Raw genomic sequence first — 24,729 nt, 5'->3', positions numbered from 1 at the left:
GGGAGTTTCCTTAACGGGAAACGCCGATTATGAGCCCCCCGGCCGATTGGCTCTAGTGCAGGCCGAAATCCACGCGTGTGGTCTTGCCTTCATCGTCGATACCCTTTGCATCGAGCTTGGGCGCGAGGACGAAGATGCGTTTGTCGTCGACCTTGCCGCGCAACCACTGGCGCACCGCGTCGGCACGCCGTTCGGCGAGGTGGCGCAATGCATCCTGATCGACCGGCATGTTCGTCTCGAGCATGCTTTTCATTTCGTCCGACGGCACGGATTTGGCCAGGCCCACGAAATTGCGCGGCTTCGGGAACTTCGTATGCTTGTAGGCTTTTTCCAGGTACTTGTCGTATTCGGCGGGGTCGACTTTTACCGCGGTGGGGTCGGCGTCTTTGCTGTCGCCCTCGTCGTCCATCTTTTCCCTGACCACGAGGTCCTGAACCATCACCTGGCGCAAGCCGATCTCGTCTTTCGCCGGGTCGATGCGCCCGATGATGTCCAGATTCAGCGATTGCTTGTCGTTGAGTACCTTGGCTATATCGGTCAGGCGCGACTGCGCCTCCGTGTCGAGTACGGCCGAGCCGGGCGCGAAGGCCACATAGCCAAGATCCTTATCGCTGCCGCCCGCCGAGGCGAGCAGACGGAACGGCGAGGTGACCGCGCGCATGATCAGGTTGCCGATGGCACGCCAGATCAGACCGCCCATGCTGAATTGCGGATCGTCCAGCGAACCGGATACCGGTACATGGACGTCGATCTGACCCTGCGAATTCTTCAGCAGCGCAACCGCCAGCTTGACCGGCAGATGGCTGATGCCGGGTCCTTCCAGGCGATCGCCGAAGGTCAGCTGGTCGATGAAGATGTGGTTGTCCGCGGTGAGCTTGCCCTGGTCGAGCAGGTAGTGGACGTCGGCGGTGAGGCGGCCTTTGGTGATCGGATAACCGGCGTACTTGCCGGAGTAGGGCGACAGATGCGTGAGTTCCACGCCATCGGCCTTGGCCTTTACGTCGAGAAATGCGACCGGAGCCAGTGGATTTATCGTGCCGTCGATCGTCACCGGCGCGTTGTCGTCGAGCTGGCCTTGCAGGGTGAGATCGGCCGGCGGGCCGCTGCCAGCCGTACCGAACGCGCCGATCTTGCCGGTGAGCTGCGTGACATTCGCCGTGTAGTTGGGCTTGATGAAATTGTCGGTGTAATTGAGCTGGCCGCGGGTCAGGGTGATCTGGCCAATCTGGATTTCCGGTTTGGGACCGGTATCCACGGGCGGCGCGGGCGGCACGGGTGCGGATGCAGGCGTAGCCGGCTTCGGCGTGCTGCCGTCTTGCGTGCGGGTGACCGAAACCGGCGCCTGGGTCTGGTTCGCCACCACGTCCTGCAGGTTCATGCGTCCGTTGGCGTTGACGATCACGCGTGCATAGAAATCGTCCAGCGCAAGTCCGCCCACCGACACGTGTGGGGCGCCTTCGCCCATACGTAGCTCGGTGCCGCTGGCCGACAACGACGTCCAGTGCAGGAAGTCGTCGCCGCTGACCTTGTCCTGCACGCGCACACGACCCAGCGTGGCCTGGCCGCGGTAGTCGATGTTGGCCGGCGCGCTGCCGCGATCCGTGTAGCGTAGCCGTCCATTCAGCGCCAACTGCGCGCTGACGATATGTACGTTCAGGGGAACAGTGATCAGGGGCACCAGCGGCACCAGATCCAGTCGGCTTGCCTTGATCTTCAGGTCGGCATTCACCGGCTCGGGACGCACGGTACCCGTGACCGCGAAAGCGCCGCCCTTGCCGAGGCTGCCATTGAGATCGAGCTTCAGCGGTTTGCGCATGTCGTTGGACAGGTCGTCGATACCGAACTTGTCGGCCGTCAGCTTCACCGGGTTTGGCCTGCCTTCGATACTGGTGTCGAGGAAGGTCACAGCGCCGTCATCGAGGCCGAGGTGCGCCACGCTCCAGCGGAAGGCGGGGGTAGCCGGTGCGCCCTTGACGGGCGGCAGCATCAGGCCGGTCAGATCGATCGTGCCGTTGCGCAGACGCTTTACGTCCAGCTTCAGTCCGCTGAGCGTGAGGTGGTTCAGATGCGCTTCGCTGCCAGCCATGTCGTAGCTGGCGATCTCGGCCTTCAACGTCTTCCACGCGACGGGTGTGACTTTGCCGCCATGCGATGCGAGGGCGAAGTCCTCGAGGCTGACTGTCGCCGGCTCCAGATGGACGTTGAGCGTGGGACTCCAGGTTGCCTGCACCTGTCCGTCAGCGTCGATGGTGCCGCCGGAGACATCGGCGTTCATCATCGGCGGCGCGAGAAGTAGCAGTGGAGACAGGGCGACCTTCTTCAGGCCGATCTTGCCGGTGTAGTTGCTTTTGGCAAGGTCGAGCTTGCCGCTGGCGGCCAGGCTGCCGCCGGAAAGTCCGGCGGTCAGATCCATGCTGCCCGCCGGGCCCGCGACGGTGGACAGGCCACGCAGGTTGCCGTGGATATCGTCCAGCGACAATCCGGCCGGGGCTTTGCCGCTGAGGTCCTGGTAGTCGATGCGGGAGCCCTGCAGGGTTACCGCGTCGATACGTATCTGGGTTGCTGGTTCGTCGGGTTTGGCCGGCGCGGAGGCGCCGCCGGTCAGTGCGTCGAAGTTGCTATGTCCGCCGGCCATGCGTGTGTAATGCAGGGTCGCGCGCTGCAGGTCGATCGCACCGAAGTGATGGCGCGAGATCAGCGGTTCGACCTGGGTCAGCGCGATCGTGCCGTGACCCAGTTCCAGCAGGGGCGCATCCTTGCTCGCGGTGACGACGAAGTCGTCCATCGTCAGCGTGCCGGTCAGTTGCATCTGCGGCGCTGGCTTGCTCATCAGGAAATGCAGTTCGAGGTCGCCGGAAAGCAGGCCACGCTTTACCGCCACCGGCATCGCGAACGGTGCATAGGCGAGGTAGCGCGGCAGGTCGAGTTTGTCGAATTTGAAATGTGTCGCCGAATCGCGCACCGCGGCGAATGGTTTTGCCTTGCTTTCGATATGGATGGGACTGCCGTCGACACGCATCGACAGCAAAGGAAGGACGAAGATGTCGGTGTCGCTGGGCAGGTTGGCGATAAAAGGAACGCCGAGTTCCAGCTGGTCCACGCGATGGTCGACGTCGTGCACGGCATCCTTGAACTGGATGTCGCCGTTATGGATGCTGATGTTCGACAGCGCGTAGCGGGTCGGGGGTTCGTCCGGTGCCGCGGGACGGGTCATGAAGCGTTCGACGAGATCGTAGAAGTTGTATTTCTGGTCGGCGGTGCGGACCAGGTGCAATTGCGGATGCTGCAGCGAGAGTTCGTCCAGGATCGGCGCGCGGCGGAACAGCGAGGACCAGGATGCGTTGACGACAATCTTGTCGACGTCGACGAAGGGCGTTTTGCCATCGCGTTCGCCGATATGCAGCCGATCGAGTTCGACGCGCAGGGTAAAGGGATTGATATGGACGCCACCCAGCGTCACCGGTCGTTGCAACGCGGCGCTTGCGCGCGTCTCGAGCTGGCTTTTCAGCAAGGGCGGCGTCGCGAAGAAGCCAAGCAGGCCGAACAGTACGACGATCGCCAGAAGGATCAGAAGGGTTTTGCGCAGGCGATGCGACTTATAGAGGGTGCGGGCGCGTTCGCGCCCCGCAGCCAACCGTGATCCCTTTGGAAGACTGCTCTCGGCCATGCGGATGGTGCTCCGGAAAGGTCCGCGAGCAGATGGTGCGGCGTTATTGCCGGCACCGCCACAATCCCTGACCCGCATGTCGTCCGAGTCTACTCGGCCGAGGGTATTTTGGAACTCCCGCCGTCGACGGACGACGGGAGTTATTCAGGACTCAGTTCCAGGAACAGACGACCTTGCCGCAATTGCCCGCATCCATCAGGTCGAAGCCCTTCTGGAAATCGTCGATCGCGATCTGGTGGGTAAGCACCTTCTGCAACGGGAAGCCGGTGAGGACCATCTGGGTCATCTTGTACCAGGTCTCGTACATGCGACGGCCGTAGATGCCTTGCAGCGTGAGGCCCTTGAAGATGACCTTGTCCCAGTCGATGCCCGCGCCGCGCGGCATGATGCCGAGCATCGCGATCTTGCCGCCGTGGTACATGCAGTCGAGCATGTCGTTGAACGCGCGTGGATTGCCGCTCATTTCCAGGCCCACGTCGAAGCCTTCGATGTGCAGGTCCTTGACCGTGTCTTTCAGCGACTGGTTCGTGACGTTGACGACGCGCGTGGCGCCCATGTCGGCCGCGAGTTTCAGGCGGTAATCGTTGACGTCGGTGACGACGACGTTGCGCGCGCCAACGTGCTTTGCGATGCCGGCGGCGATGATGCCGATGGGACCCGCGCCCGTGATGAGCACGTCCTCGCCGATCAGGTCGAACTCCAGCGCGCAGTGCGCGGCGTTGCCGTACGGATCGAAGAAGGCTGCCAGTTCCGACGGAATCTGGTCGGGAATCGGCCAGAGGTTGGAGGCCGGCATGGTCATGTACTCGGCGAAAGCGCCGTTGCGATTGACGCCGATGCCCACGGTGTTCGGGCACAGATGCTGGCGACCGGCACGACAGTTGCGACAATGGCCGCAGACGATATGGCCTTCGGCCGACACGCGGTCGCCGATTTTGTAGCCGGTGACGCCCGGACCGATCTCGACGATGCGGCCGACGAATTCGTGACCGATAGTCAGGCCCGGCACGATCGTGCGCTGGGACCATTCGTCCCATTTGTAGATGTGCAGATCGGTACCGCAGATCGCGGTCTTCTCGATCTTGATCAGTACTTCGTTCGGACCGACCTGCGGGACCGGCACTTCCTCCATCCAGATACCCTGTTCGGGCTTGCGCTTGACCAGGGCTTTCATCGTCTGCTGCATGGCGATCGTCTCGTGGGGAGGTCTCGGGGAGGAGACCCAAACGCCGATTATAGAACGCCCATGGCGGGGTGGGCCGTTGTGCGCTGCCGCATTGCCCCTCTTCACGCGACCCTTTATGGTCGACCGGTTCCGTAATGTTCACAGGGGTAAGGAAAGACATGCGAATCCGCTCAATGATGCTGGGAGCAGCCATGGCGCTTGCGCTGGATGTAAAAGCCGACGAGGGCATGTGGATGCCGGCGCAGTTGCCGACCATCGGCAAGGCGCTGCGCGAGGCGGGCTATAAGGGCGATCCGAAGGATCTGGCCGACCTGACGAAGGCGCCGCTGAACGCGGTGGTGCGGATCGGCGGCGGTACGGGGGCGTTTGTTTCCTCCGACGGCCTCGTCGTAACCAACCACCACGTCGCGTTCGGCGTCATCCAGTACAACAGCAAACCCGATCGCGACCTGATCACGGATGGCTATGTCGCGCCGGATCGTGCCGGCGAGCTGCCCGCCAATCCCGATTATCGTCTTCGCGTGACGGTCGGCTTCGACAAAGTCACCGATCGCGTGCTGGCCGGTGCCGCGGGCAAGACGGGACGCGCTTACTACGACGCCGTGGATGCCGCGAGCAAGGCGCTGGTCGCCGAATGCGAAAAAGAGCAGGGCTATCGCTGCAGCGTCGCGAACATGTTCTATGGCCGCGATTTCTATCTGGTGAAGCAGCTCGAACTGCGCGATCTGCGTCTGGTCTATGCGCCGCCGCGCGCCATAGGCAACTACGGCGACGAGATCGACAACTTCGTCTGGCCGCGTCACGCCGGCGACTTCACGGTGCTGCGCGCCTATGTCGGGCCCGATGGCAAGCCCGCCGACTATTCGCCGGATAACAAGCCCTATCATCCGCCGTCGCACCTGCAAGTGGCTCGCGAAGGCGTAGCCGATGGCGACTTCGTGATGCTGGCTGGCTACCCGGGCATTACCTATCGCCACCGCACGGCGGCCGAATTCGCCGATCAGATCGAATGGCGTTTGCCTGCCTCGGTGGAGGTGCTTAAGCAATTGCAGGATGTGATCGAGGATCAGGGCAAGGCCGATCGCGATGCGGGCATCAAATACGCCTCGCAGCTGCAGTCGCTGAAGAACGGCATCAAGCGCTTCAGCGGCGAACTCGAAGGCCTGGAGCGCAGCGACGCCGTGACCATTCACCGCGAGGACGAGGCCGCCATGCTTGCCTGGCTGGCTACCCAGCCCGATGCGAAGACGCTCAAGCCGCGAATCGACGAAGCGATGAAGCTGATCGCCGCCGGCAAGGACGTTCGCGAGCGCGATCTGCTGGTGGGCCTGCTTTCCTCCCAGACGCAGCTGATGCGCGGCGCGCTGGCCATCGACCGGCTGGCCGTCGAGCGTCCGAAACCCGATGCCGAGCGCGAGTCCGGCTATCAGCAGCGCGACGAGGAACTGATCCAGAGCCAGCTGAAGCAGGCGCAACGCCGGTACGATCCTCGCGTGGAAAAGGCGTTGGTCACGGCGTTGGTCACGCGTTACCAGAAACTGCCCGATGCCCAGCGCCTGCCGGAATTCGATGCCGTGTTCGGTCGCACCGCCGCGGATCTGGCCAAAACGCTCGACCGCGTTTACGGCGCGACAAAAATGGGCGCCGAGGCCGAGCGTACCCGGCTGTTCAAGGCATCGCCCGCCGACATCGCAGGCAGTTCCGATGCGCTTCTCGTTGCCGCCCACAAGCTCCAGCCCGCACTGCTGCGGATCGAGGACGAGCGTAAATCGCGCGAAGGCGATCTCCTTCGTCTGCGTCCCGCATACATGCAGGCGTTGATCGCCTATCGCGAGAAGCAGGGCAAAGCGGTATATCCCGACGCGAACTCCACGCTGCGCGTCAGCTACGGCAAGGTCACGCCGCTGGTGGCCCGCGATGCGGTGACGTACGCGCCGGTGACCACGGTCGCCGGCATCGTCGAGAAAAACACGGGCAAGCAACCTTTCGACGCACCCAAGCCGCTGCTCGACGCCATCCGCAAAGGGGACTTCGGCCAGTACGCCGATCCGAAGCTGAAGGCGATGCCGGTCGACTTCCTGAGCAACCTCGATACCACGGGCGGCAATTCCGGCTCGCCGGTACTGAATGCGAAGGGCGAACTGGTCGGTCTGAACTTCGACAGCAACTGGGAAGCGGTCAGCGCCAGCTGGATGTACGACCCGCGTTACAAGCGCGCCATCCACGTGGACATGCGCTATATGCGCTGGCTGATGGATAAGGTCTATCCGGCCCCGGCCCTGCTGAAGGAACTGGGCGTACCAGCCGAAACCCACTGAAGAAATCGCTGGTTTTTTTGTAGGAGCGGCCAAGCCCGCTCCTACAGGAAAGCAATAACATCCATGACTTTCGGCGGTGTTATAAAGTAACGTTTTATTGGATAACTTCGCGACTCACCAAAAGGAGAACGCCTTGCGTCGTCTCGCACTCGCCGCGGCCCTTGCCGCCGGCCTCGTCACGTCCGCCCATGCCGTCGAAGGCATGTGGCAGCCCGCCCAGCTTCCGAAGATCGCCAGCACGCTCAAGCAGCACGGTCTGAAGCTCGACCCCGCCACGCTGACCGATCTGACCGCCTATCCGATGGGCGCGATCGTCAGTCTTGGCGGCTGCACGGCATCGTTTGTATCGCCCGATGGCCTGGTGGTGACGAATCATCATTGCGGTTACGGCGCACTGCAGTACAACTCCACGCCGCAGAAAAACCTCATCGAACGGGGCTTCCTCGCGAAGACCGTGGCGGAAGAACTCCCCGGCTCGCCGGATATGCGCGTGTTCGTCACCGAGGAAATTCGCGACGTGACGAAGGAAGTCACGGCGAAACTCACGCCGGACATGGGCGCGCTGGCGCGCTACAAGGCTATCGATCTGGCGAAGAAGGAACTCGTGAAGGGATGCGAGACGGACGGCTATCGCTGTGACGTCTACACCTTCCACGGTGGCTTTAGCTATCAGCTGATCAAGCAGCTGGAAATCAAGGACGTGCGCCTCGTCTACGCGCCGCCCGAGTCCATCGGCAAGTTCGGTGGGGACGTCGACAACTGGATGTGGCCGCGGCATACGGGCGACTTCAGCTACCTGCGCGCTTACGTGTCGAAGGACGGCAAGTCGGCCACCTATTCGAAGGACAACGTGCCGTATCACCCGAAGCACGTGCTCAAGGTCAATCCGCAGGGCGTGGAAGAGGGCGATTACGTGATGGTCGTCGGCTATCCGGGCCGCACCAATCGCTATCGTCTGGCCGACGAAGCGAAGGCCGCGATCGACTGGCAGTACCCGACGCAGATCAAGATCTACCAGGACACGCTCGACATCATCGCAGCGAACGGAAAAACGAATCCGGACGTGACGGTGAAGTACGCAGGCATGGTTGCCGGCCTCAATAATTATCTGAAGAACTTCGGCGGCCAGCTCGAAGGTCTGCGTCGTGCCAACGCCGTGGCCGTCAAGCAGAAGCAGGAAGCCGACCTGGATGCGTGGCTGAAGAAGCAGGGCGGTGCGGATAACAAGGCGCTGATCGCCGATATCGCCACGCTGAAGACGAAGCTTGCCAGCTATCAGTCCACGCGTGAGCGCGATCTGGATCTGATGTTGCTCTCGCGTTCGTCGATGTTCTCCAGCGGCGTTCGCCTTGCCCGTCTGGCCAACGAGCGCACCAAGCCGGACATGGAGCGCGAGACGGGCTATCAGCAGCGTGACGAAGTACGCATCGAGGGCGCGCTGAAGCAGATGGAGCGTCGCTACGATGCGAAGACCGATCAGCAACTGATGACCTACGCGCTGGTTCGTTACGCGAAGCTTCCGAAAGAGCAGCGTCTGCCCGCCATCGATGCATGGCTTGCCGGTGCGAATACCGACGCAGCCATCGCGACGAAGGTCTCGGCGCTGTACGCCGGTAGCAAGCTCGGCAACACCGAAGACCGCATGAAGTACTTTAAGGCCGATGCGAAGACTATCGCGGCCAGCGACGACAGCATGCTGAAGCTCGCCACGGCGGTGCTGCCCGAGCTGAAGAAGATCGAAGACGAGCAGGACGCCCGCGAAGGCGAACTGGCGAAGCTTCGTCCGCGCTACATGCAGGCGATGATCGCGTGGAAGGATTCGCAGAACCTTCCCGTTTACCCGGACGCCAACAGCTCGCTGCGCGTCACCTTCGGCAACGTGCAGGGCGTGGCGCCGCGCGATGGCGTCGGCTACGCGCCGTTCACCACGGCCGAAGGCATCGTGGAAAAGGATACGGGCGTCGAGCCGTTCAATGCACCGAAGGCCGAAACCGATGCCATCCGCGCGAAGGCGTTCGACGGTTATGCGTCGAAGAAACTCGGTACCTTGCCCGTCGACTTCCTCGCCGATCTCGACATCACCGGCGGTAACTCCGGTTCGCCGTCGCTCGACGCCGAAGGCCGTCTGGTGGGTCTGGCATTCGACGGTAACTGGGAATCGGTGAGCGGCGACTGGCTGTTCAATCCGAAGCTCAACCGTTCGATCCAGGTCGATGTTCGCTATATGTTGTGGGTCATGCATCACCTCGACCACGCCGACAATCTCCTGAAGGAAATGGGCGTTCCGGCGAAGTAGCTCGTATGTGACCCGATGCCGGGCAACAAAAAACCCGCTGCGATTGGCAGCGGGTTTTTTGTTGGGCGACGCTGGATTTGCTCAGGTCAATTGCCGAGCAGTTTCATCATCCCGTAGGCCGCGGCGAAGAGGCCAGCAGTGGCTACGAAAGGATACCAACGGGCTTCGGAGTTGATTTTCATCGTTTCCGCGTGGATCTTGCCCGTCTCGGCGACGAGCTTCGTGAGCTGCGCGTGGATCATTTCGTGATCTTCCGTGTTCATGGGTTTCGTCGCCATATAAATCCTTGTGGGCTGCACGTTACACCTTGGGATAAAGGCTAGCGACCTGACACGGCTGTGCTTTCGGTTTGGGTCTTGTCGTTGTCCATGTGCAGCTCACGTGGCGCGTAGGCTCGGCACCGGTTTCTATTTGAAGTGATGTATGTAGCCAACCCGGAATCCGCCGGGTAGCCAGCCGACGATGAGCGGGGAGTCGCGATGCGATGCCCAGATGCCGACGCCGGTGCCGAGAAGCGCGCCGACGAGGACGTCGCTTTGCCAGTGTCCGCGGACTTTCATGCGCGCGACGGCGTCGTAAGCGGGAAGCACCGCCAGCGCATATACCCAGGGATGGTCGGAGCCGTATTCGGCGATGACGGGTGTAACCGCCGCCGAGATGGCGGCAACTTCCCCGCTTGGGAAGCTTTGGCCGCCGCTCTTGAAGAAACGGTTCGGGTCGGCGGTCTGCGAGGGGCGTTCGCGCCGGAAGGTATATTTCATCGCTTCGGAGCCTATGGCGGTGATGGCCATGGCGTCGACGGATCGCCACATCGTGTCGCCGAATCTGTCGTCGTCGCCAAAGGCGATCGCGCTCCCGACCACGGTGACGATGGTGCCGTACATGAGCACGTTCTGGTTGGACCGGTTCCAGATGCCGCTGTTGTCGTAGTGGAGCCTGTGATCGATCCCGAGCGGGCCCCCGGACGCGAGCGCCGGGCCCGAAACGAGAATCGTCAGGATAATAAGCCATCGACGTAACATCGCCATGACGTGCCCCTCGCGATGGAGAAGTCCCCTTGCCGATCCAGCGTAGGTCGCGGACCTGTTTACAGGCTTAGTGGTCCATCGTTCCATTTCCCACAGGCCATCCTGGAACCCCCGGTTGCCTTGCGCCTGCAGGATCTTGCCGTCATACCGTGTTTGAAACGATCGACCGACCCGTCTACTCTTGGCTGCTGCCGATCACGACGGCCCCCGCCCTTCGCCTTCGCCTGACTCCCGAGCACTGACGAATGGCTCCAGACAACCGCCCCCTCGCAATCTTTCTGATGGGCCCGACGGCCTCCGGCAAGACGGCGCTGGCGTGCGCGTTATCGGACCTTTTTCCCATAGGCCTGATCAGTGTCGACTCGGCATTGGTGTATCGCGGTCTGGATATCGGGTCGGCCAAGCCCGACGCGGCGACGCTTGCCCGGTATCCGCACGAACTGATCGACATTCGCGATCCCTCCGAGCCGTATTCGGCGGCGGACTTCCGCGCCGACGCTTTGCCGGCGATGGAGCGGATCGCCGCCGCCGGCAAGACCCCGCTGCTGGTTGGCGGTACGGGACTCTATTTCCGGGCGTTGCAGCGGGGTCTGTCCGCGCTGCCCGAAGCCGATCCGGCCGTTCGCGAGCGCCTGAGCGCCGAAGCGTCCGTCATCGGCTGGACTGCATTGCATGCGAGGCTGGTCGGACTCGACCCGGTGGCCGGTCAGCGAATCCGGCCAGGCGACGCCCAGCGCATCCAGCGCGCGCTCGAGGTCATCGAGCTCACCGGGCGCCCTCTCAGCGAATTGCAGCAGGGTGGCAGCGGCGAGCGGTTTCCGTGGCGGGTGCTGAAAATCGCCTTGCTGCCCGAGGAGCGCGTCGCCCTGCATGCGCGCATCGCAGCGCGTTTCGATGCCATGCTGGCCGACGGGTTCCTCGACGAAGTGCGTGCCTTGCGGGCCCGTGGCGACCTTCACGCGGATCTTCCCGCCATCCGGGCGGTTGGCTACCGTCAGGCGTGGGAGTTCCTGGAGGGGGAGTACAGCGCTGGCGAGTTCCGCGATCGGGGGGTATATGCCACGCGCCAGTTGGCGAAACGGCAGATTACCTGGCTGCGAAGGGAGTTCGACGCGCTTACTCTGGACCCCGACCGGGCCGATCCGACCGAGCGGGCCGCACGTGCCGTGGAGCAGTTTCTGGGAATGCCGAGGGCGTCACGCCGGCCGCTTTCGTCCGGCGTTTAAAAGCAGTTAAGATTCAAGACACTTGGACCGGGGCACCCCTTGCGGTGTTCTTTAACCCGGTCTGTTCGCGTGGTGCTAGGGGAGAAGAAGAATGTCCAAAGGGCAGTCGCTGCAGGATCCGTTTCTTAACGCGCTTCGTCGCGAGCGCGTACCGGTCGCCATCTATCTGGTGAACGGCATCAAGCTCCAGGGCACGATCGAGTCGTTCGATCAGTTCGTGGTGCTGCTGCGCAACCAGGTCAGCCAGATGGTGTACAAGCACGCCATTTCCACGGTCGTACCCAGCCGCAACGTTCGCGTGGGCGGTCACGAAAACCATCCGGACGGCGCGACTGTAGACGCCGAGGGTTGAGTCGACCCGTCTTCCGACCCATATCGAACGGGTTACTGACTTTATATAGCCTCGCGTCGGCGTATCGTCCGGCGCGAGGCCATCCCGTTACGAATGAGGTTGACCAGACCCAGTGTTCGACAGACAAAAGAAAGGCGATCGCGCCGTTATCGTGTTGCCGCATTCGCGCGGCGAGGGTGATGCGGTACGCCGTGGTCAGGAATTCGCCGAACTGGTGCGTTCTGCCGGTGCCGAGATCCTAGGCAGCATCCCGGCCCGCGTCGAGGCGCCCAATCCCCGCTTCTATATAGGTACCGGCAAAGCCGACGAGGTGGCCGAGGCCGTGCGCGCGACCGAGGCCGACCTGGTCCTGGTCGATCACGTACTCAGCCCCGTTCAGGAGCGAAACCTGGAAAAGCACCTGAGTGTGCGCGTGGTCGATCGTGCGGGCCTGATCCTCGACATCTTCGCCCAGCGCGCCCGCTCGCATGAAGGCAAGCTGGAGGTCGAACTCGCCCAGCTGAAGCACCTGGCCACCCGGCTCGTGCGGGGCTGGACCCATCTGGACAGCCAGCGCGGCGGTGCTATCGGCAACCGTGGTCCCGGCGAAACCCAGCTGGAAACCGACCGCCGCTTGCTTGGCGAGCGCGTGAAAATGCTGACGAAGCGCCTTGAAAAGGTGCAGACCCAGCGCACCCAGCAGCGTCGTGCGCGCATGCGCAACACGGTGCCTCGCGTGGCGCTGGTCGGTTATACGAACGCTGGCAAGTCCACGCTGTTCAATGTGCTGACCACCGGCGGCGTTTACGTGGCGGATCAGCTGTTCGCGACGCTGGACCCCACGGTTCGCAAGATCGACGGCCTCGCCTGCGGTCCGGCGGTCGTGGCCGACACGGTCGGTTTCATTCGCGAGCTGCCCCACGATCTGGTCGCGGCGTTCCGCGCCACGCTGGCGGAGGCCCGGGATGCGGACCTGTTGATCCACGTGAGCGACGCGGCCGACGAGGAGCGCGAGCTTTTGCGCAAGGTCGTCAACAAAGTACTCGAGGAAATCGGCGCGGGCGATGTGCCCCAGCTGTCGGTCATGAACAAGATCGACCTGGTGGACACCGCGGCGCGCATCGATCGTGGCGACGGCGGTGAAATCCGCCAGGTCTGGCTGTCCGCGGCGACGGGCGAGGGCCTGAACCTGCTGCGCGACGCGCTTGGCGAGCTGCTGGGTGGCGAACGTATTCAGGCTGGCCTGGAACTGCCGCTGGAGGCGGGCAGGCTGCATGCCCGCCTCAAGGCCGCCGGCGCCGTCTCCGTCGAGGACATCGACGAGCACGGCTGGCATCTGACGATCGATGCGCCGCGCTCCGTACTCGCGCCATTGCTCGGCGACGATGCCCATGCCCGGCCTTTGCGGGACCTTATTGATCCGCCCCTGGTCGACTGAGGGGCTTCAAACCCACGGGCGGTGATCCGTCTGCTAGAATTACGGGCGTTTGCGTGCCCTTTTCGGGCGCGTCTAGGCTTTCGCGCCGCCACGTTACTCCGGTCCCCAAAGGAGACTGTCGCCAATGGCATGGAACGAACCCGGTAACGGGCAGAAGGATCCCTGGAACCGCAACCGGCCCACGGGCCGCAAGCCCGATCTGGACAATGTGCTCAAGAACCTGAAGGCCCGTTTCGGCCGTTTCGGTACGGGTAGCGGCGGGATAGCCACCATCGTGCTTGCGATCGTGCTGGCCTGGTTGCTGCTTGGCAGCTATACGGTCATCGACGCCCGTCAGGTCGGCGTGGTCCTGCGCTTCGGCCAGTTCTCGCGCATGCTGCCTCCGGGCTTCCACCTGAAGATTCCGAGCCCGGTCGAGACCGTCACCAAGGTCGAGACGACCCAGGTGCGCTCGCTTTCGGACAACGTCCGCATGCTGACCCGCGACGAGAACATCATTACCGTCGACTTCAACGTGCAGTTCCAGGTCTCGGATGCGCGCAAGTTCCTGTTCTCCAACCGCGATCCCGAAGGCACGATTCGCCAGGCCGCCGAAGCGGCGGTGCGTTCGGTCGTCGGCGCGAACGTCATGGACAACATCCTGACCAGCCCGGGCGTCGACACGCCGGCACCGACCCAGGCCGCCGTGCCGGGCGTCGCTCCGGAAGTGCGCGAAACGCTGCAGCAGCAGACGCGCGACATCCTGCAGGCCACGCTCGACGAATACGACGCCGGCCTTGCCGTTACCGATGTCAGTTTCCAGAACGTGGCTCCGCCGAAGGAAGTGAAGGACGCCTTCGACGACGTCAACGCCGCTCGCGAGGACAAGCAGAGCAAGGAAAACGAAGCCCGCGCATACGCCAGCCAGGTCGTGCCGGTCGCTCGCGGCGAAGCCGCGCGCATCGCCGCCGAAGCCGAAGCCGACCGCGTCGAACGTATTGCGCGCGCCAACGGCGACGCCGAACGCTTCAGTCTGCTGCTCAAGGAATACCGTGCCGCTCCCGAAGTCACCCGTCGCCGCCTCTGGCTGGAAACGGTCGAGGAAGTCATGGCCGACAACCCGAAGATCGTCGATGGTTCGGGCGGTAAGAACATCATCAATCTGCCGGTGAACGTCACGCCGGGCAATGTTCGCAATGTGCCGGGCGTTGGCGCGGTGATCCAGTCCGCTACCACCACGGACACCAGCGGACAGGAGAAGTCGCAGTGAAGATCGCTTCCGCCATCGTCGCCGTTCTCCTGGTTTTCTTCGGCTTCAACAGCGCCTTCGTCGTGCACGAAGGCGAGAATGCCCTGCTGTTGCAGTTCGGCCGTATCGTGCGCACGGACTACAAGCCGGGCCTGCACTTCAAGCTGCCGGTCATCCAGCAGGTAATGAAGTTCGACAACCGCATCCTCGGTCTCGACGCACAGCCCGAGCGTTACTTCACGTCCGAGAAGAAAAGCGTCAACGTCGACTTCTACGTGAAATGGCGCATCGCCGACAACGCGGCGTACTACCGCGCCACATCGGGCGACGAATTGCAGGCCGCCCAGCGTCTGACGCCGATCGTGAAGGACGCGCTGCGCTTCGAATTCAACTCGCGCCAGCTGGAAGAGCTGATCGCCGGTGGCCGCAAGGACATCACCGAGCGCGTTCGTCAGCAGACCGATAATGCGGCCCGCAAGAGCCTCGGCATCGCCGTGGTGGACGTGCGCATCAAGCGTATCGACCTGCCCGACGAAGTCAGCGAATCGGTCTACAAGCGCATGAAGGCCGAGCGTCTGCAGCTGGCCAACGAATTGCGTTACACGGGTCAGGAAGCGGGCGAGACGATTCGCGCCAACGCCGATCGCCAGAAGCAGGTGTTGCTTGCCGACGCCAACCGCGACGCCACCAAGGTGCGCGGCGACGGCGACGCCCAGGCGGCGGCCATCTATGCCCAGGCGTACAGCCAGGATCCCGAGTTCTTCGCGTTTTACAGAAGTCTTTCGGCGTATAGAAAGGCGTTCAGCGACGGCAAGGGCGTGCTGGTCATGAAACCCGATTCCGAATTCCTCCGTTATCTCAACGACGGTCCCGGCAAGCAGCGCTGACGCGATAATCGCGCGGCGCCACACAGAACATCCATATCGCCCTTGATAAGGGCAAACGTAAAGAAGGCGAGAGCATCATCATGGGCAAGTCAGTCGTAATCCTCGGTGCGCAATGGGGTGACGAAGGCAAAGGCAAGATTGTCGACCTCCTGACCGAGCGCGTCGGCGCGGTCGCACGATTCCAGGGTGGCCACAACGCCGGTCACACGCTGGTGATCAAGGGCAAGAAGACGGTTCTGCATCTCATTCCGTCGGGCATCCTGCGCGACGACGCGCTGTGCCTGATCGGCAACGGTGTCGTCCTGTCGCCCGCCGCGCTCATGAGCGAAATCGCCGAGCTCGAAGGGCAGGGCGTCGATGTGCGTCCGCGCCTGAAGATCAGCCCGGCCACGCCGTTGATCATGCCGTACCACATCGCCGTCGATAAGGCGCGCGAAGTAGCCTCCGGTGCCAAGGCCATCGGCACCACCGGCCGCGGTATCGGTCCGGCGTACGAAGATAAGGTCGCTCGCCGTTCCATTCGCGTCGCCGACCTGATGTACCCGCACGAATTGCCCGAGAAGCTGAAGGAAGTGGTCGAGTACCACAACTTCGTGCTCACCCAGTGGCTGAAGGCCGAGCCGGTCGACTACCAGACCGTGCTGGACGAAGCGCTTACCTGGGGCGAATACCTGCGCCCGATGGTCGACGACGTCGCCACCATCCTGCACGACGTTCGCAAGGAAGGCGGCAACATCCTGTTCGAAGGCGCGCAGGGCGCGTTGTTGGACATCGATCACGGTACCTATCCGTACGTCACCTCGTCGAATACGACGGTGGGTGGCGCACTGGCCGGCACCGGCGTCGGCGCACGCGATATCGATTACGTGCTCGGCATCTGCAAGGCATACGCCACGCGCGTCGGCGGCGGTCCGTTTCCGACCGAGCTCAACGACGAGATGGGCGAGACGCTGCGCAAGAAGGGCAACGAATTCGGCGCAAGCACCGGCCGGCCGCGTCGCTGCGGTTGGATCGATCTCGTCGCGCTGAAGCGCGCCGTGCAGATCAACGGCATCGATGGCCTCGCCATCACCAAGCTCGACGTGCTCGACGGTCTGGAAACCATCCGCGTCTGCATCGCGTACGAATATCGCGGCAAGCGTCGCGAACTCGCACCGCTGGACGCCGATGGCTGGGCCGAGTGCAAGCCGGTTTACCTCGACTTCCCGGGTTGGGAAGAGAGCACCGCCGGTATCCGCGACTGGAACAAGCTGCCGCCTGCGGCTCGTGCGTACCTGCGCGCGGTCGAAGAGCTGTCCGGCTGCCGCCTGGCACTCGTGGCGACCGGCGCGGACCGCGACGACACGATCATTCTGGACGACCCGTTCGCCTGATCGAAGTGGTTCAATAAAAAAAGCCCCGCATAGCGGGGCTTTTTTTGGCTGCAGGAGCGCTCTCGAGCGCGATATCCTCGAGGCTGCAGGAAGTGCTGAACTCACGTTATCGCGATAACCCAGTGCACCGCACTGGGTTCCTGCCTGCGAAGGAACGACAATGGGATGTGTAGCTCAGGCGACTCCGTGTTCGAACAAGACGCCTATCCCTCACCGCCGCCCCTGCGCAGGCAGGAGCACAGGGCGGATAGTGTCCGGGTGTGTCCAGGCGCGCACGACGTCGCTTTCAGAGCATGGATATGCGTTTTGCCACGCTTTAAGGTTCTTCCCGCGCTCCGGGCCCGGTCGGCTGCCCGGATTTTCCGCTGAACAATGCCTTTGCCGCATTCATTCCACCGACCAGTTCCAGTTGCAGGCGCTGCTCGTCCCGCTCCCGGATGTGCGCGCTGATTTCGGCGATTTCGGCAGGTTCGGTCCCAAGCGTTTCCAGAGCCGCCGCTCCCAGCACCACTGCCGATTCGAAGGTCTCGCGTACCTGAAGGTCCGCTCCGGCTTTGATCAGAGCGATGCTGTGGCGACGGTCGGTGGCACGGGCGAGTACGGGAAGGAGCGGAAATTCCGCCTTGAGCAGTTCCGTAATTTTCGTGCCGTCGTCGGGTTTGTCGACACAGACCAGCACCACGCGTGCATGACCGGCGCCGGCGGCGTGCAGGATATCGAGGCGCGTGCCGTCGCCGTAGTAAACCTTGAAGTCGAATCCACGCGCGACGTCGATCATTTCCACGTCGGTGTCGATGATGGATATCTCGTAGCCGCGCGCGAGCAAAAACTGACTGACGATCTGGCCCACGCGGCCAAAGCCGATGACGAGCGCGGTACCCGTGAGGCCAGACGGTCGCTCGTATTCTTCCGTGGAAGGTTGGCGTCGGCCGCGGACAAAGTTCACCACGACGATCGCGATGGGCGTGAGCGCCATCGAAAGAACGATGATCGCTGTCAGTACGGCGTTCTGTTCGCCGTTGATGATGCCGGTGCTCGCCGCGGCCGCATACAGGACAAAAGCAAACTCGCCGCCTTGCGCCATGAGGACCGCGCGATCGACAGCTTCCCGATGGGACGAGCGGAACACGCGCGCCACGATGTAAATGACCAGCGCTTTCACAGCCATATAGGCGGCGACATAGCACAGGATCATTCGCCAGCTTGTGGCTACCACGTGGAGGTCGAGCGACATGCCGACGGCAAGGAAGAACAGCCCCAGCAGGATGCCGCGGAACGGTTCGACGTCGACTTCCAGCTGATGCCGGTACGTGGATTCCGACAACAGCACGCCGGCAACGAATGCGCCCATGGCCATCGACAGGCCGCCCAGCTGGATCGCGTAAGCGGAGCCGAGTACGACCAGCAACGCGGCGGCCGTCATGACTTCGCGGGCGCGCGCGTTGGCGAGTATTCCAAACAACGGGTTAAGCAGATAGCGACCGGCGACGATCAATCCGGCAACGGAGCCCGCGCCGATGCCGATGGCGCTCCAGTCGATGCCGTGGTGCGAAGCGGTGCTGCCTGGTGCGATCGGTGCCAGGAACGCGACGAGTGCAAGCAGTGGCACGATCATCAGGTCTTCGAGCAGGAGCACGCAGACGATGCGCTGACCGCTTACCGAACTGACCTCGCCGCGCTCTTCCAGCAGCTGCATCACGATCGCCGTCGAGGTCAGCACGAAGCCGGCACCCGCAACGAACGACGGCGCTACGGGAAACCCCGAGACGACGCCCACGGCAGTCAGCGGTATAGCGCAGACGATTACCTGTACCAGCCCGAGTCCGAAAATCTGGCGGCGCAATCCCCATAATCGCGAGGGGTGCATTTCCAGTCCGATAATGAAAAGGAACATGACCACGCCGAGCTCGGCGACCTGAAGGATCGATGCCGGTTCGGCGAACACGCGCAGGCCGAAGGGGCCGATGGCGATGCCACCGGCGAGATAACCGAGGACCGAGCCCAGCCCCAGGCGTTTGAATAACGGGACGGCTATGACTCCGACGGCAAGAAGCATGATGACCGGAAGCAATGCGATGCCGTGGTGTTCGGCCGTCATGACGTTTGTCCTCTCCGCCCGTCGATTTCCCGTGTCGAGCGTAGCAAACCCCATGACGGCCCATCGGGCAAGATCCGGCTAACGATCGACGCGCTGCTGCAGATGCGCCGGGTATCGGGCGCCCTGCACCGGAATGCTGGAAACGGCGCTTTCGATGTCACGCAGATCGCCGGGCGTCAGGTCGACGTCGGCTGCGCCGAGGTTTTCTTCCAGGCGATGCAGTTTCGTCGTCCCCGGAATCGGAACGATCCAGGGCTTTTGGGCCAGCAACCAGGCAAGGGCGATCTGAGCCGGTGTGGCTTTCTTCTGCGCGGCGATCTCGCCAAGCAGATCGACCAGGGCCTGGTTCGCTTTTCGGGCTTCCGCGGCGAAGCGGGGCACGATGTTACGGAAGTCTGTGCTGTCGAATGTTGTGTTCTCGCTGATCGTGCCGGTGAGGAAGCCTTTGCCCAACGGGCTGAAAGGAACGAAGCCGATGCCGAGCTCTTCCAGGGTCGGCAGAATGTCCGTTTCAGGTTCCCTCCACCACAGCGAGTATTCGCTCTGAAGCGCGGCGACAGGCTGGATGGCATGAGCGCGACGGATGGTCTGCGCGCCTGCTTCCGAAAGACCGAAGTGTTTGACCTTACCTTCGGCGATCAGATCTTTCACCGCACCGGCGACATCCTCGATCGGAACTTGCGGGTCCACACGGTGCTGGTAAAAAAGATCGATGCGGTCGGTCCCGAGGCGCTTGAGCGCGGACTCCGCGACTGCCCTGATGTGTTCCGGCCGGCTGTCCAGACCGAGGTTCACATCGCCATTCTTGAAGCCGAACTTCGTGGCGATCACGACGTGGTCCCGGTAGGGCGCCAGTGCTTCGCCAAGCAACGCCTCGTTCGTGAACGGGCCATAGGCTTCGGCGGTATCGAAAAAGGTGACGCCACGTTCGACGGCCGAACGGATCAGCGCGATCGCGGTTTGTTTGTCCGTGGCCGGTCCGTAGCCGTAGCTCAGTCCCATGCATCCCAGCCCGATGGCCGACACTTTCAGGCCGCTGGTTCCCAGTTCGCGCTTTTTCATGGCTATCGCCCTTCGTATGTGTTCAGAGGGAAGACCGTGCGGGATATTGCTCGTCCGCGACGTGCTCCAGCCAGTCGACCACCTTGCCTTCGAGCGCTTCGGCGATGGCGATGTGAGTCATCGCCGTGGTCGGCGATGCACCGTGCCAGTGTTTCTCGCCGGGCTCGATCCAGACGATGTCGCCGGGACGGATATCTTCTATCGGGCCGCCTTCGCGTTGAACCAGGCCAGCTCCCGCCGTGACGATCAGCATCTGGCCCAGAGGGTGCTGGTGCCACGCGGTCCGGGCGCCGGGTTCGAAGGTGACAACCGCTCCCCCGACACGGGCGGGTTCGGTCCCCGCGAATGGCGCGTCGATACGCACGGTGCCGGTGAAATATTCGGCCGGGCCTTGAGCGGAGGGTTGCGAACCGGATTGCTTGATCTGCATGTTCTGGGTTCCTTCGATGCACGGAGGCGCGAGGAAGTTGACTGCGCCTCTCAGGGAGATGGATACCTTAGCGCTCTGGCCAGTTGCGATTAAGTGGTATAAAACGCATGAACCTATGCGTGAGAGCCATAAATGGCGCGCGAGAATTTCAGCGATCTCCTGGCTTTCCTCGCCGTTGCGCGCGAGCGCAGCTTTACAAAGGCAGCCGCGAAACTCGGTGTTTCGCAGTCGACGCTCAGTCATACGATCCGGGCTCTGGAAGAGCGTCTGGGCGTCCGGCTCCTGGCAAGGACCACGCGCAGTGTCACGCCGACCGAAGCGGGCGAGCGTTTGCGCGATGCCATCGCTCCCCGGTTCGAGGAAATCGAGGCCGAGCTTTCCGCGCTGAGCGAACTGCGGGAAAAACCGGCGGGGACTATCCGCATTACGTCGGGTGAGCACGCGGCAAGTGCGATTCTGTGGCCTGCCATGGAAAAGCTGCTGCCCGACTATCCGGACATCCATGTAGAAGTGATCGTCGACTATGGCCTGACGGATATCGTCGCCGAACGCTACGACGCCGGCGTTCGACTCGGCGAGCAGGTGGCGAAGGACATGATCGCCGTGCGCATCGGACCGGATCTGCGCATGGCCGTTGTTGGTGCGCCGTCTTATTTCGCCCACCATAAACGCCCAACGACACCGCAGGAGCTAACGCATCACGGCTGCATCAATCTGCGCTTGCCGACTCACGGTGGCATCTACGCCTGGGAGTTTGAAAAGGGTGCCCGTGAACTGAAGGTTCGCGTCGAAGGGCAGTTGGTGTTCAACAACATCGCGCTGAGGCTGAGCGCGGTTCTGGCAGGACTCGGTCTGGCTTACCTGCCCGAAGATCAGGTGCGGGACTATATGGACGACGGAAGACTCGTCCGCGTGCTTGCCGACTGGTGTCCTCCCTTTTCCGGCTATCACCTTTATTACCCGAGCCGGCGGCAGCCTTCGCCAGCGTTTACGCTGCTGGTGGATGCTTTGCGTTATCGGGGGTAAGTCGGGGTTTACCGCGACGATACCGATCCTGCGACTTGCTCGTTCGTCGCGTTCGGGTACGGAGAGTCCGATTCTCCGTTGACCTTGCCGTAAACGACGCGGTTACGGCCGTCGCGCTTGGCTTGATATAGCGCATCGTCGGCTTCGACAAGCAGGCGGCTTAGTTCGTAGCCGCAGCGGTCGGTCGATGCGACGCCGAAGCTGGCGGTGACCGGGACGTCCGTGCTGTTCTCGGCGACCGTTGTCGCCAGCGCGACACGAATGCGGTCGGCCCGTTCCATCGCCTGTTCGGGCGTGCACTCGGGAAGCATGATGCCGAACTCTTCGCCACCGAGCCGACCGAAGACGTCGGTCGAGTGCAGGTATTTCCTGCACACCATGACCGTTCGCTTCAGTACCTGGTCGCCCGCGGCATGGCCGTGGGTGTCGTTGACGTTCTTGAAGTGGTCGAGATCGAGCAGGATCATGCTGACGCCACGGGACGATTTCGCGGCATAGCGCAGTACCTGTTCGCCCTCGTCGACGAAGTGCTGTCGATTGCAGATGCCGGTGAGTCCGTCGCGACGCGCCAGCCGCATGAAGCGCAGCTCCGAGCGTTTGAGCCGGTAAAGGATCAATGCAATGGAAGCGAGAGCGGTCAGCAGCAGGGCGATGTAGAGCCGGCTGGTTTCCACGGCTTTACGATCGAGTGCCTGTTGCAGCTGCAGGATCTGGTTCTGTTTGTTCAGGCCTTCGACCTGCAACTTTTTCGCCAGCACCTGTTGCTGGACGATCTGATAGGCAATGGAACGCGCGCTGATGTCGTTCAGATAGCCCTTGTCGGCGGTGAGAAACTGTTCGTGGTACGCGAGCGCGGCATGCAGGTCGCCGCGCTGTTTTTCGATCAGATAGAGCACTTCGTAAGCGATGCTCAGCGGTTCGGTGAACTCGTCCTTGATGGCGCCGTCGACGGCGTCGAGTGCATAACCGCGCGCGGTATTCGTGTCGCCTTCCTTGAAGTAAGCCTGCGCCAGCAGCGCGTTGTACTTGGAGGTCAGGCTCGGGTACTGGTCGCGCAGGACGTCCGGATAGTTGGACTGAAGGAGATCGATGGCTTCTTTCGTGCGATCGTTGGCGATGTAAAAGCGTGCGACATCCGCGCGCAGCGCATTGGCGAAAACGGACTCATGCGCTTCCACGCAAGCGTCGATGCCGTTCTTGAAGCGCGAATCGAGCGAGCTCAGGCGACCGCTACGCAGCAATGCGTGCAACTTGAAGGACATCGCCTTGCAAGTGTTTTCACCGGGCGGGATATCGTCGAGCATCTGTTCCGCATAGGTGATGGCAAGGTCGTACTGTCCTGCTGCGATCAGTACCTGCGCGGCTTCGCCCAGCCCCTGGTATCGCGCGGTCTTGTCGGTGATCTGCGGCAGCAGTTCGACCAGCTGGCTCAATCGCGAGAAAGCTTCCTCGTAGCGATGGCCGATGCCGAGGATGTTGACCAGCGTGGCGCGGGCGCGAAAGCGCAATACGGCATCGGGCGATCGCTCGGCGATGGCATTCAGCTGCGTCGTGGCGCCTTCATAGTCGCCGCCGTAAGCATCCTGCCATGCGATGAGATAACGCAGGTGCCATTGCTGCGATGGCGACAGCGTCGCCGGGTTGCGTTCGAGGCGATCGATGATCTCGACGAACGCAACATGGTCCGAGGTCTTGATACTGTCCGCATGGGTGAGCTGGCTGGCAGGATTGTCAGCAGTGGATGCGACCGCACCCGCGTTTCCCACAAGCAATCCCAGGAGCATGACTACTCCCGGCAAAAAAGGCAGGCGTTTGAGGCCAGCCCGGAACATGACTCAGGCTACGATCGAGCAGTCTTTGGAACCCTTGAGCGAGGCCTCGGTCGTTTCGTCCTCGCCGTCCTTCTTTTCTTCTTCGTTGTCGCTGGGCATCTGCGTGCCGGTATTGTCTTCGCTTGGCATCTGGGTACCGGTGTGGTCCATCTGCGTCGCCATGAACGAGTGCTGCCTCAGCTGGCTGCGAAGTTCGTCGGCATCGCCAGCCAGAATCGCGGCACGCAATGGTTCGTCGATCTGTGCTTCCGCCATCGCGCGTTCCAACTCTTCGGGCGATGCGTCACGCAGCCGCGCGTCCTGCCCCAGTTTCTCCAGAAAATCGACGACACTCGACATCGAACCATCCCCCGATAGCTGGCGGTTTCAAGACCTGGCCAGTGGCTGTGCGGTGCCCCCCTTGGGCACGGCGACAGCGCGATCATATCCCGCGCGGGATGCGATCACACTGGTAATTTCACGCGGGTCCGCCAGGGCGTATCGGTCAGGACTTACCGGCCAGCTCCAGGTCGATGGCCGCGAGCCGCGCCCGGACATCCGTATTTGGCCGCATGGCGTGGGCTGGCGGCAACACCAGCGTATCGGACATGCCGACATTGGATCGAGGTAAATCGCGCAGTGCAAGGCGCTCGATCCGTGGCGACTGGATGGGCAGCGTGGGCGCCTGATAGATGACGACCTCGTGATCCAGGGAGTAATCCTCGCTCAGTACGTCCACGAGAACCTGCAGATAGGGCTCGCTGGTGGAGAACTTTCCCTTGGACATATCGCCGGTGACGCCTACCTGCCAGAGCACCAGCCAGGCGCTGGGGTCCACGCGGCGGTGGTTGATCATGAACTGGCTGGCTTCGAAATGCTGGCATCCATAGGTGCCCGGATCGATGCCGAGGTCCGCGTAAAGGCAGTCCTCCGACGACACGCCCGGTTCCATATGGGCAGCGTATCCCTCGCGGCGGGCCTGCTCGATGGACTTGTGCGGCGCCCAGGCGAACACCCCTGGATGCCCATAGAAGACGCCGCAGACGCGCTTTCCCGCCCGCACTTCGGTCAGCATGGCATCGACCATCTGCCGGTAGGTTTCGATTCTCGGCTTACCTTTCGCGTAGTACGGCTGCAGGCTGCGGACGTCCGTATGCATGCCCGACAGCCATAATTCGACGACACCATCGGAGACCCCGACGAAGACGACGTCCGCCGCTTCGATGTGACTGCGCGCCAGCGGTCCCATGTGCGCACCCAGGGTCATGCCGGTGCCCACGCAGACGAGGCTGCCTTTGGACGGGGAAGTGCTCAAGCGCGATCT

General features: G+C 62.7%; 19 protein-coding genes. 9 read left to right on the top strand and 10 right to left on the bottom strand.

Annotated elements, in window-relative coordinates; genetic code table 11:
- Window positions 1-52 precede the first annotated feature (52 nt).
- Together EC912_RS10065 and tdh are read right to left on the bottom strand one after the other, a co-directional pair.
- Entirely contained in the window at window positions 53-3,667 is a 3,615-nt protein-coding gene (locus tag EC912_RS10065; RefSeq protein WP_132143518.1) for a DUF748 domain-containing protein, read from the bottom strand.
- A gap of 151 nt (window positions 3,668-3,818) precedes the next feature.
- The gene (gene tdh / locus EC912_RS10060; RefSeq protein WP_132143858.1) at window positions 3,819-4,841 is read right to left on the bottom strand and encodes an L-threonine 3-dehydrogenase; all 1,023 of its coding nucleotides are present in this window, start codon (window positions 4,839-4,841) and stop codon (window positions 3,819-3,821) included.
- A gap of 170 nt (window positions 4,842-5,011) precedes the next feature.
- On the opposite strand from tdh, the gene EC912_RS10055 reads away from it, so the two are divergent.
- Together EC912_RS10055 and EC912_RS10050 are read left to right on the top strand one after the other, a co-directional pair.
- Window positions 5,012-7,171 (top strand): S46 family peptidase, encoded by a 2,160-nt coding sequence (locus EC912_RS10055; protein WP_132143516.1) that lies wholly within the window; start codon window positions 5,012-5,014, stop codon window positions 7,169-7,171.
- Between the two features lie 133 nt (window positions 7,172-7,304).
- Window positions 7,305-9,467, top strand: a complete 2,163-nt coding sequence (locus tag EC912_RS10050; RefSeq protein WP_132143514.1) for a S46 family peptidase — start codon at window positions 7,305-7,307, stop codon at window positions 9,465-9,467.
- Window positions 9,468-9,553: 86 nt separating this feature from the next.
- Here the strand turns inward: EC912_RS10050 and EC912_RS10045 are convergent, their stop codons facing one another.
- Complete coding sequence (locus EC912_RS10045; RefSeq protein WP_132143512.1) at window positions 9,554-9,745, bottom strand: hypothetical protein; 192 nt, start codon at window positions 9,743-9,745, stop codon at window positions 9,554-9,556.
- Between the two features lie 129 nt (window positions 9,746-9,874).
- Window positions 9,875-10,495, bottom strand: coding sequence for a phosphatase PAP2 family protein (locus tag EC912_RS10040; protein ID WP_132143510.1), 621 nt, complete (start codon window positions 10,493-10,495; stop codon window positions 9,875-9,877).
- A gap of 245 nt (window positions 10,496-10,740) precedes the next feature.
- On the opposite strand from EC912_RS10040, the gene miaA reads away from it, so the two are divergent.
- The 6 genes from miaA to EC912_RS10010 all read left to right on the top strand — a co-directional run bounded on the left by miaA (window position 10,741) and on the right by EC912_RS10010 (window position 16,978).
- A complete protein-coding gene (gene miaA, locus EC912_RS10035) occupies window positions 10,741-11,721 on the top strand; it encodes a tRNA (adenosine(37)-N6)-dimethylallyltransferase MiaA (protein WP_132143508.1) in 981 nt (326 codons plus the stop codon).
- A gap of 91 nt (window positions 11,722-11,812) precedes the next feature.
- On the top strand, window positions 11,813-12,073 hold the full coding sequence (gene hfq, locus EC912_RS10030; protein ID WP_132143506.1) for an RNA chaperone Hfq: 261 nt from the start codon (window positions 11,813-11,815) through the stop codon (window positions 12,071-12,073).
- Window positions 12,074-12,185: 112 nt separating this feature from the next.
- Window positions 12,186-13,490 (top strand): ribosome rescue GTPase HflX, encoded by a 1,305-nt coding sequence (gene hflX, locus EC912_RS10025; protein ID WP_132143504.1) that lies wholly within the window; start codon window positions 12,186-12,188, stop codon window positions 13,488-13,490.
- 124 nt (window positions 13,491-13,614) lie between these two features.
- A complete protein-coding gene (hflK, locus tag EC912_RS10020) occupies window positions 13,615-14,739 on the top strand; it encodes an FtsH protease activity modulator HflK (RefSeq protein ID WP_132143502.1) in 1,125 nt (374 codons plus the stop codon).
- Complete coding sequence (hflC, locus tag EC912_RS10015; protein ID WP_132143500.1) at window positions 14,736-15,605, top strand: protease modulator HflC; 870 nt, start codon at window positions 14,736-14,738, stop codon at window positions 15,603-15,605. The genes hflK and hflC overlap by 4 nt, the downstream gene beginning before the upstream one ends.
- 80 nt (window positions 15,606-15,685) lie before the next feature.
- Window positions 15,686-16,978, top strand: coding sequence for an adenylosuccinate synthase (locus EC912_RS10010; RefSeq protein ID WP_132143497.1), 1,293 nt, complete (start codon window positions 15,686-15,688; stop codon window positions 16,976-16,978).
- Window positions 16,979-17,294: 316 nt separating this feature from the next.
- On the opposite strand, the gene EC912_RS10005 is transcribed toward EC912_RS10010, so the two are convergent.
- The 3 genes from EC912_RS10005 to EC912_RS09995 all read right to left on the bottom strand — a co-directional run bounded on the left by EC912_RS10005 (window position 17,295) and on the right by EC912_RS09995 (window position 20,568).
- Complete coding sequence (locus EC912_RS10005) at window positions 17,295-19,076, bottom strand: monovalent cation:proton antiporter-2 (CPA2) family protein (RefSeq protein ID WP_132143495.1); 1,782 nt, start codon at window positions 19,074-19,076, stop codon at window positions 17,295-17,297.
- 78 nt (window positions 19,077-19,154) lie between these two features.
- Window positions 19,155-20,138, bottom strand: a complete 984-nt coding sequence (locus EC912_RS10000) for an aldo/keto reductase (protein WP_132143493.1) — start codon at window positions 20,136-20,138, stop codon at window positions 19,155-19,157.
- Between the two features lie 22 nt (window positions 20,139-20,160).
- On the bottom strand, window positions 20,161-20,568 hold the full coding sequence (locus EC912_RS09995; protein ID WP_132143491.1) for a (R)-mandelonitrile lyase: 408 nt from the start codon (window positions 20,566-20,568) through the stop codon (window positions 20,161-20,163).
- Window positions 20,569-20,700: 132 nt separating this feature from the next.
- Here EC912_RS09995 and EC912_RS09990 point away from each other — a divergent pair, with 132 nt between their 5' ends.
- Window positions 20,701-21,594, top strand: a complete 894-nt coding sequence (locus EC912_RS09990; protein WP_132143489.1) for a LysR family transcriptional regulator — start codon at window positions 20,701-20,703, stop codon at window positions 21,592-21,594.
- 8 nt (window positions 21,595-21,602) lie between these two features.
- On the opposite strand, the gene EC912_RS09985 is transcribed toward EC912_RS09990, so the two are convergent.
- From EC912_RS09985 to EC912_RS09975, 3 genes are all read right to left on the bottom strand, one after another.
- The gene (locus EC912_RS09985) at window positions 21,603-23,378 is read right to left on the bottom strand and encodes a tetratricopeptide repeat-containing diguanylate cyclase (RefSeq protein WP_165973561.1); all 1,776 of its coding nucleotides are present in this window, start codon (window positions 23,376-23,378) and stop codon (window positions 21,603-21,605) included.
- A gap of 51 nt (window positions 23,379-23,429) precedes the next feature.
- Complete coding sequence (locus EC912_RS09980; protein ID WP_132143485.1) at window positions 23,430-23,765, bottom strand: hypothetical protein; 336 nt, start codon at window positions 23,763-23,765, stop codon at window positions 23,430-23,432.
- A 145-nt stretch (window positions 23,766-23,910) separates the two neighbouring features.
- On the bottom strand, window positions 23,911-24,720 hold the full coding sequence (locus EC912_RS09975) for an SAM-dependent methyltransferase (RefSeq protein ID WP_279389024.1): 810 nt from the start codon (window positions 24,718-24,720) through the stop codon (window positions 23,911-23,913).
- Between the last annotated feature and the right edge of the window lie 9 nt (window positions 24,721-24,729).

This window comes from Luteibacter rhizovicinus (genome assembly GCF_004342265.1).
Classification (GTDB): Bacteria; Pseudomonadota; Gammaproteobacteria; order Xanthomonadales; family Rhodanobacteraceae; genus Luteibacter; species Luteibacter rhizovicinus_B.
Note: the sequence above shows the minus strand (reverse complement) of the source record. Positions and strands in the feature narration are given on the sequence as shown.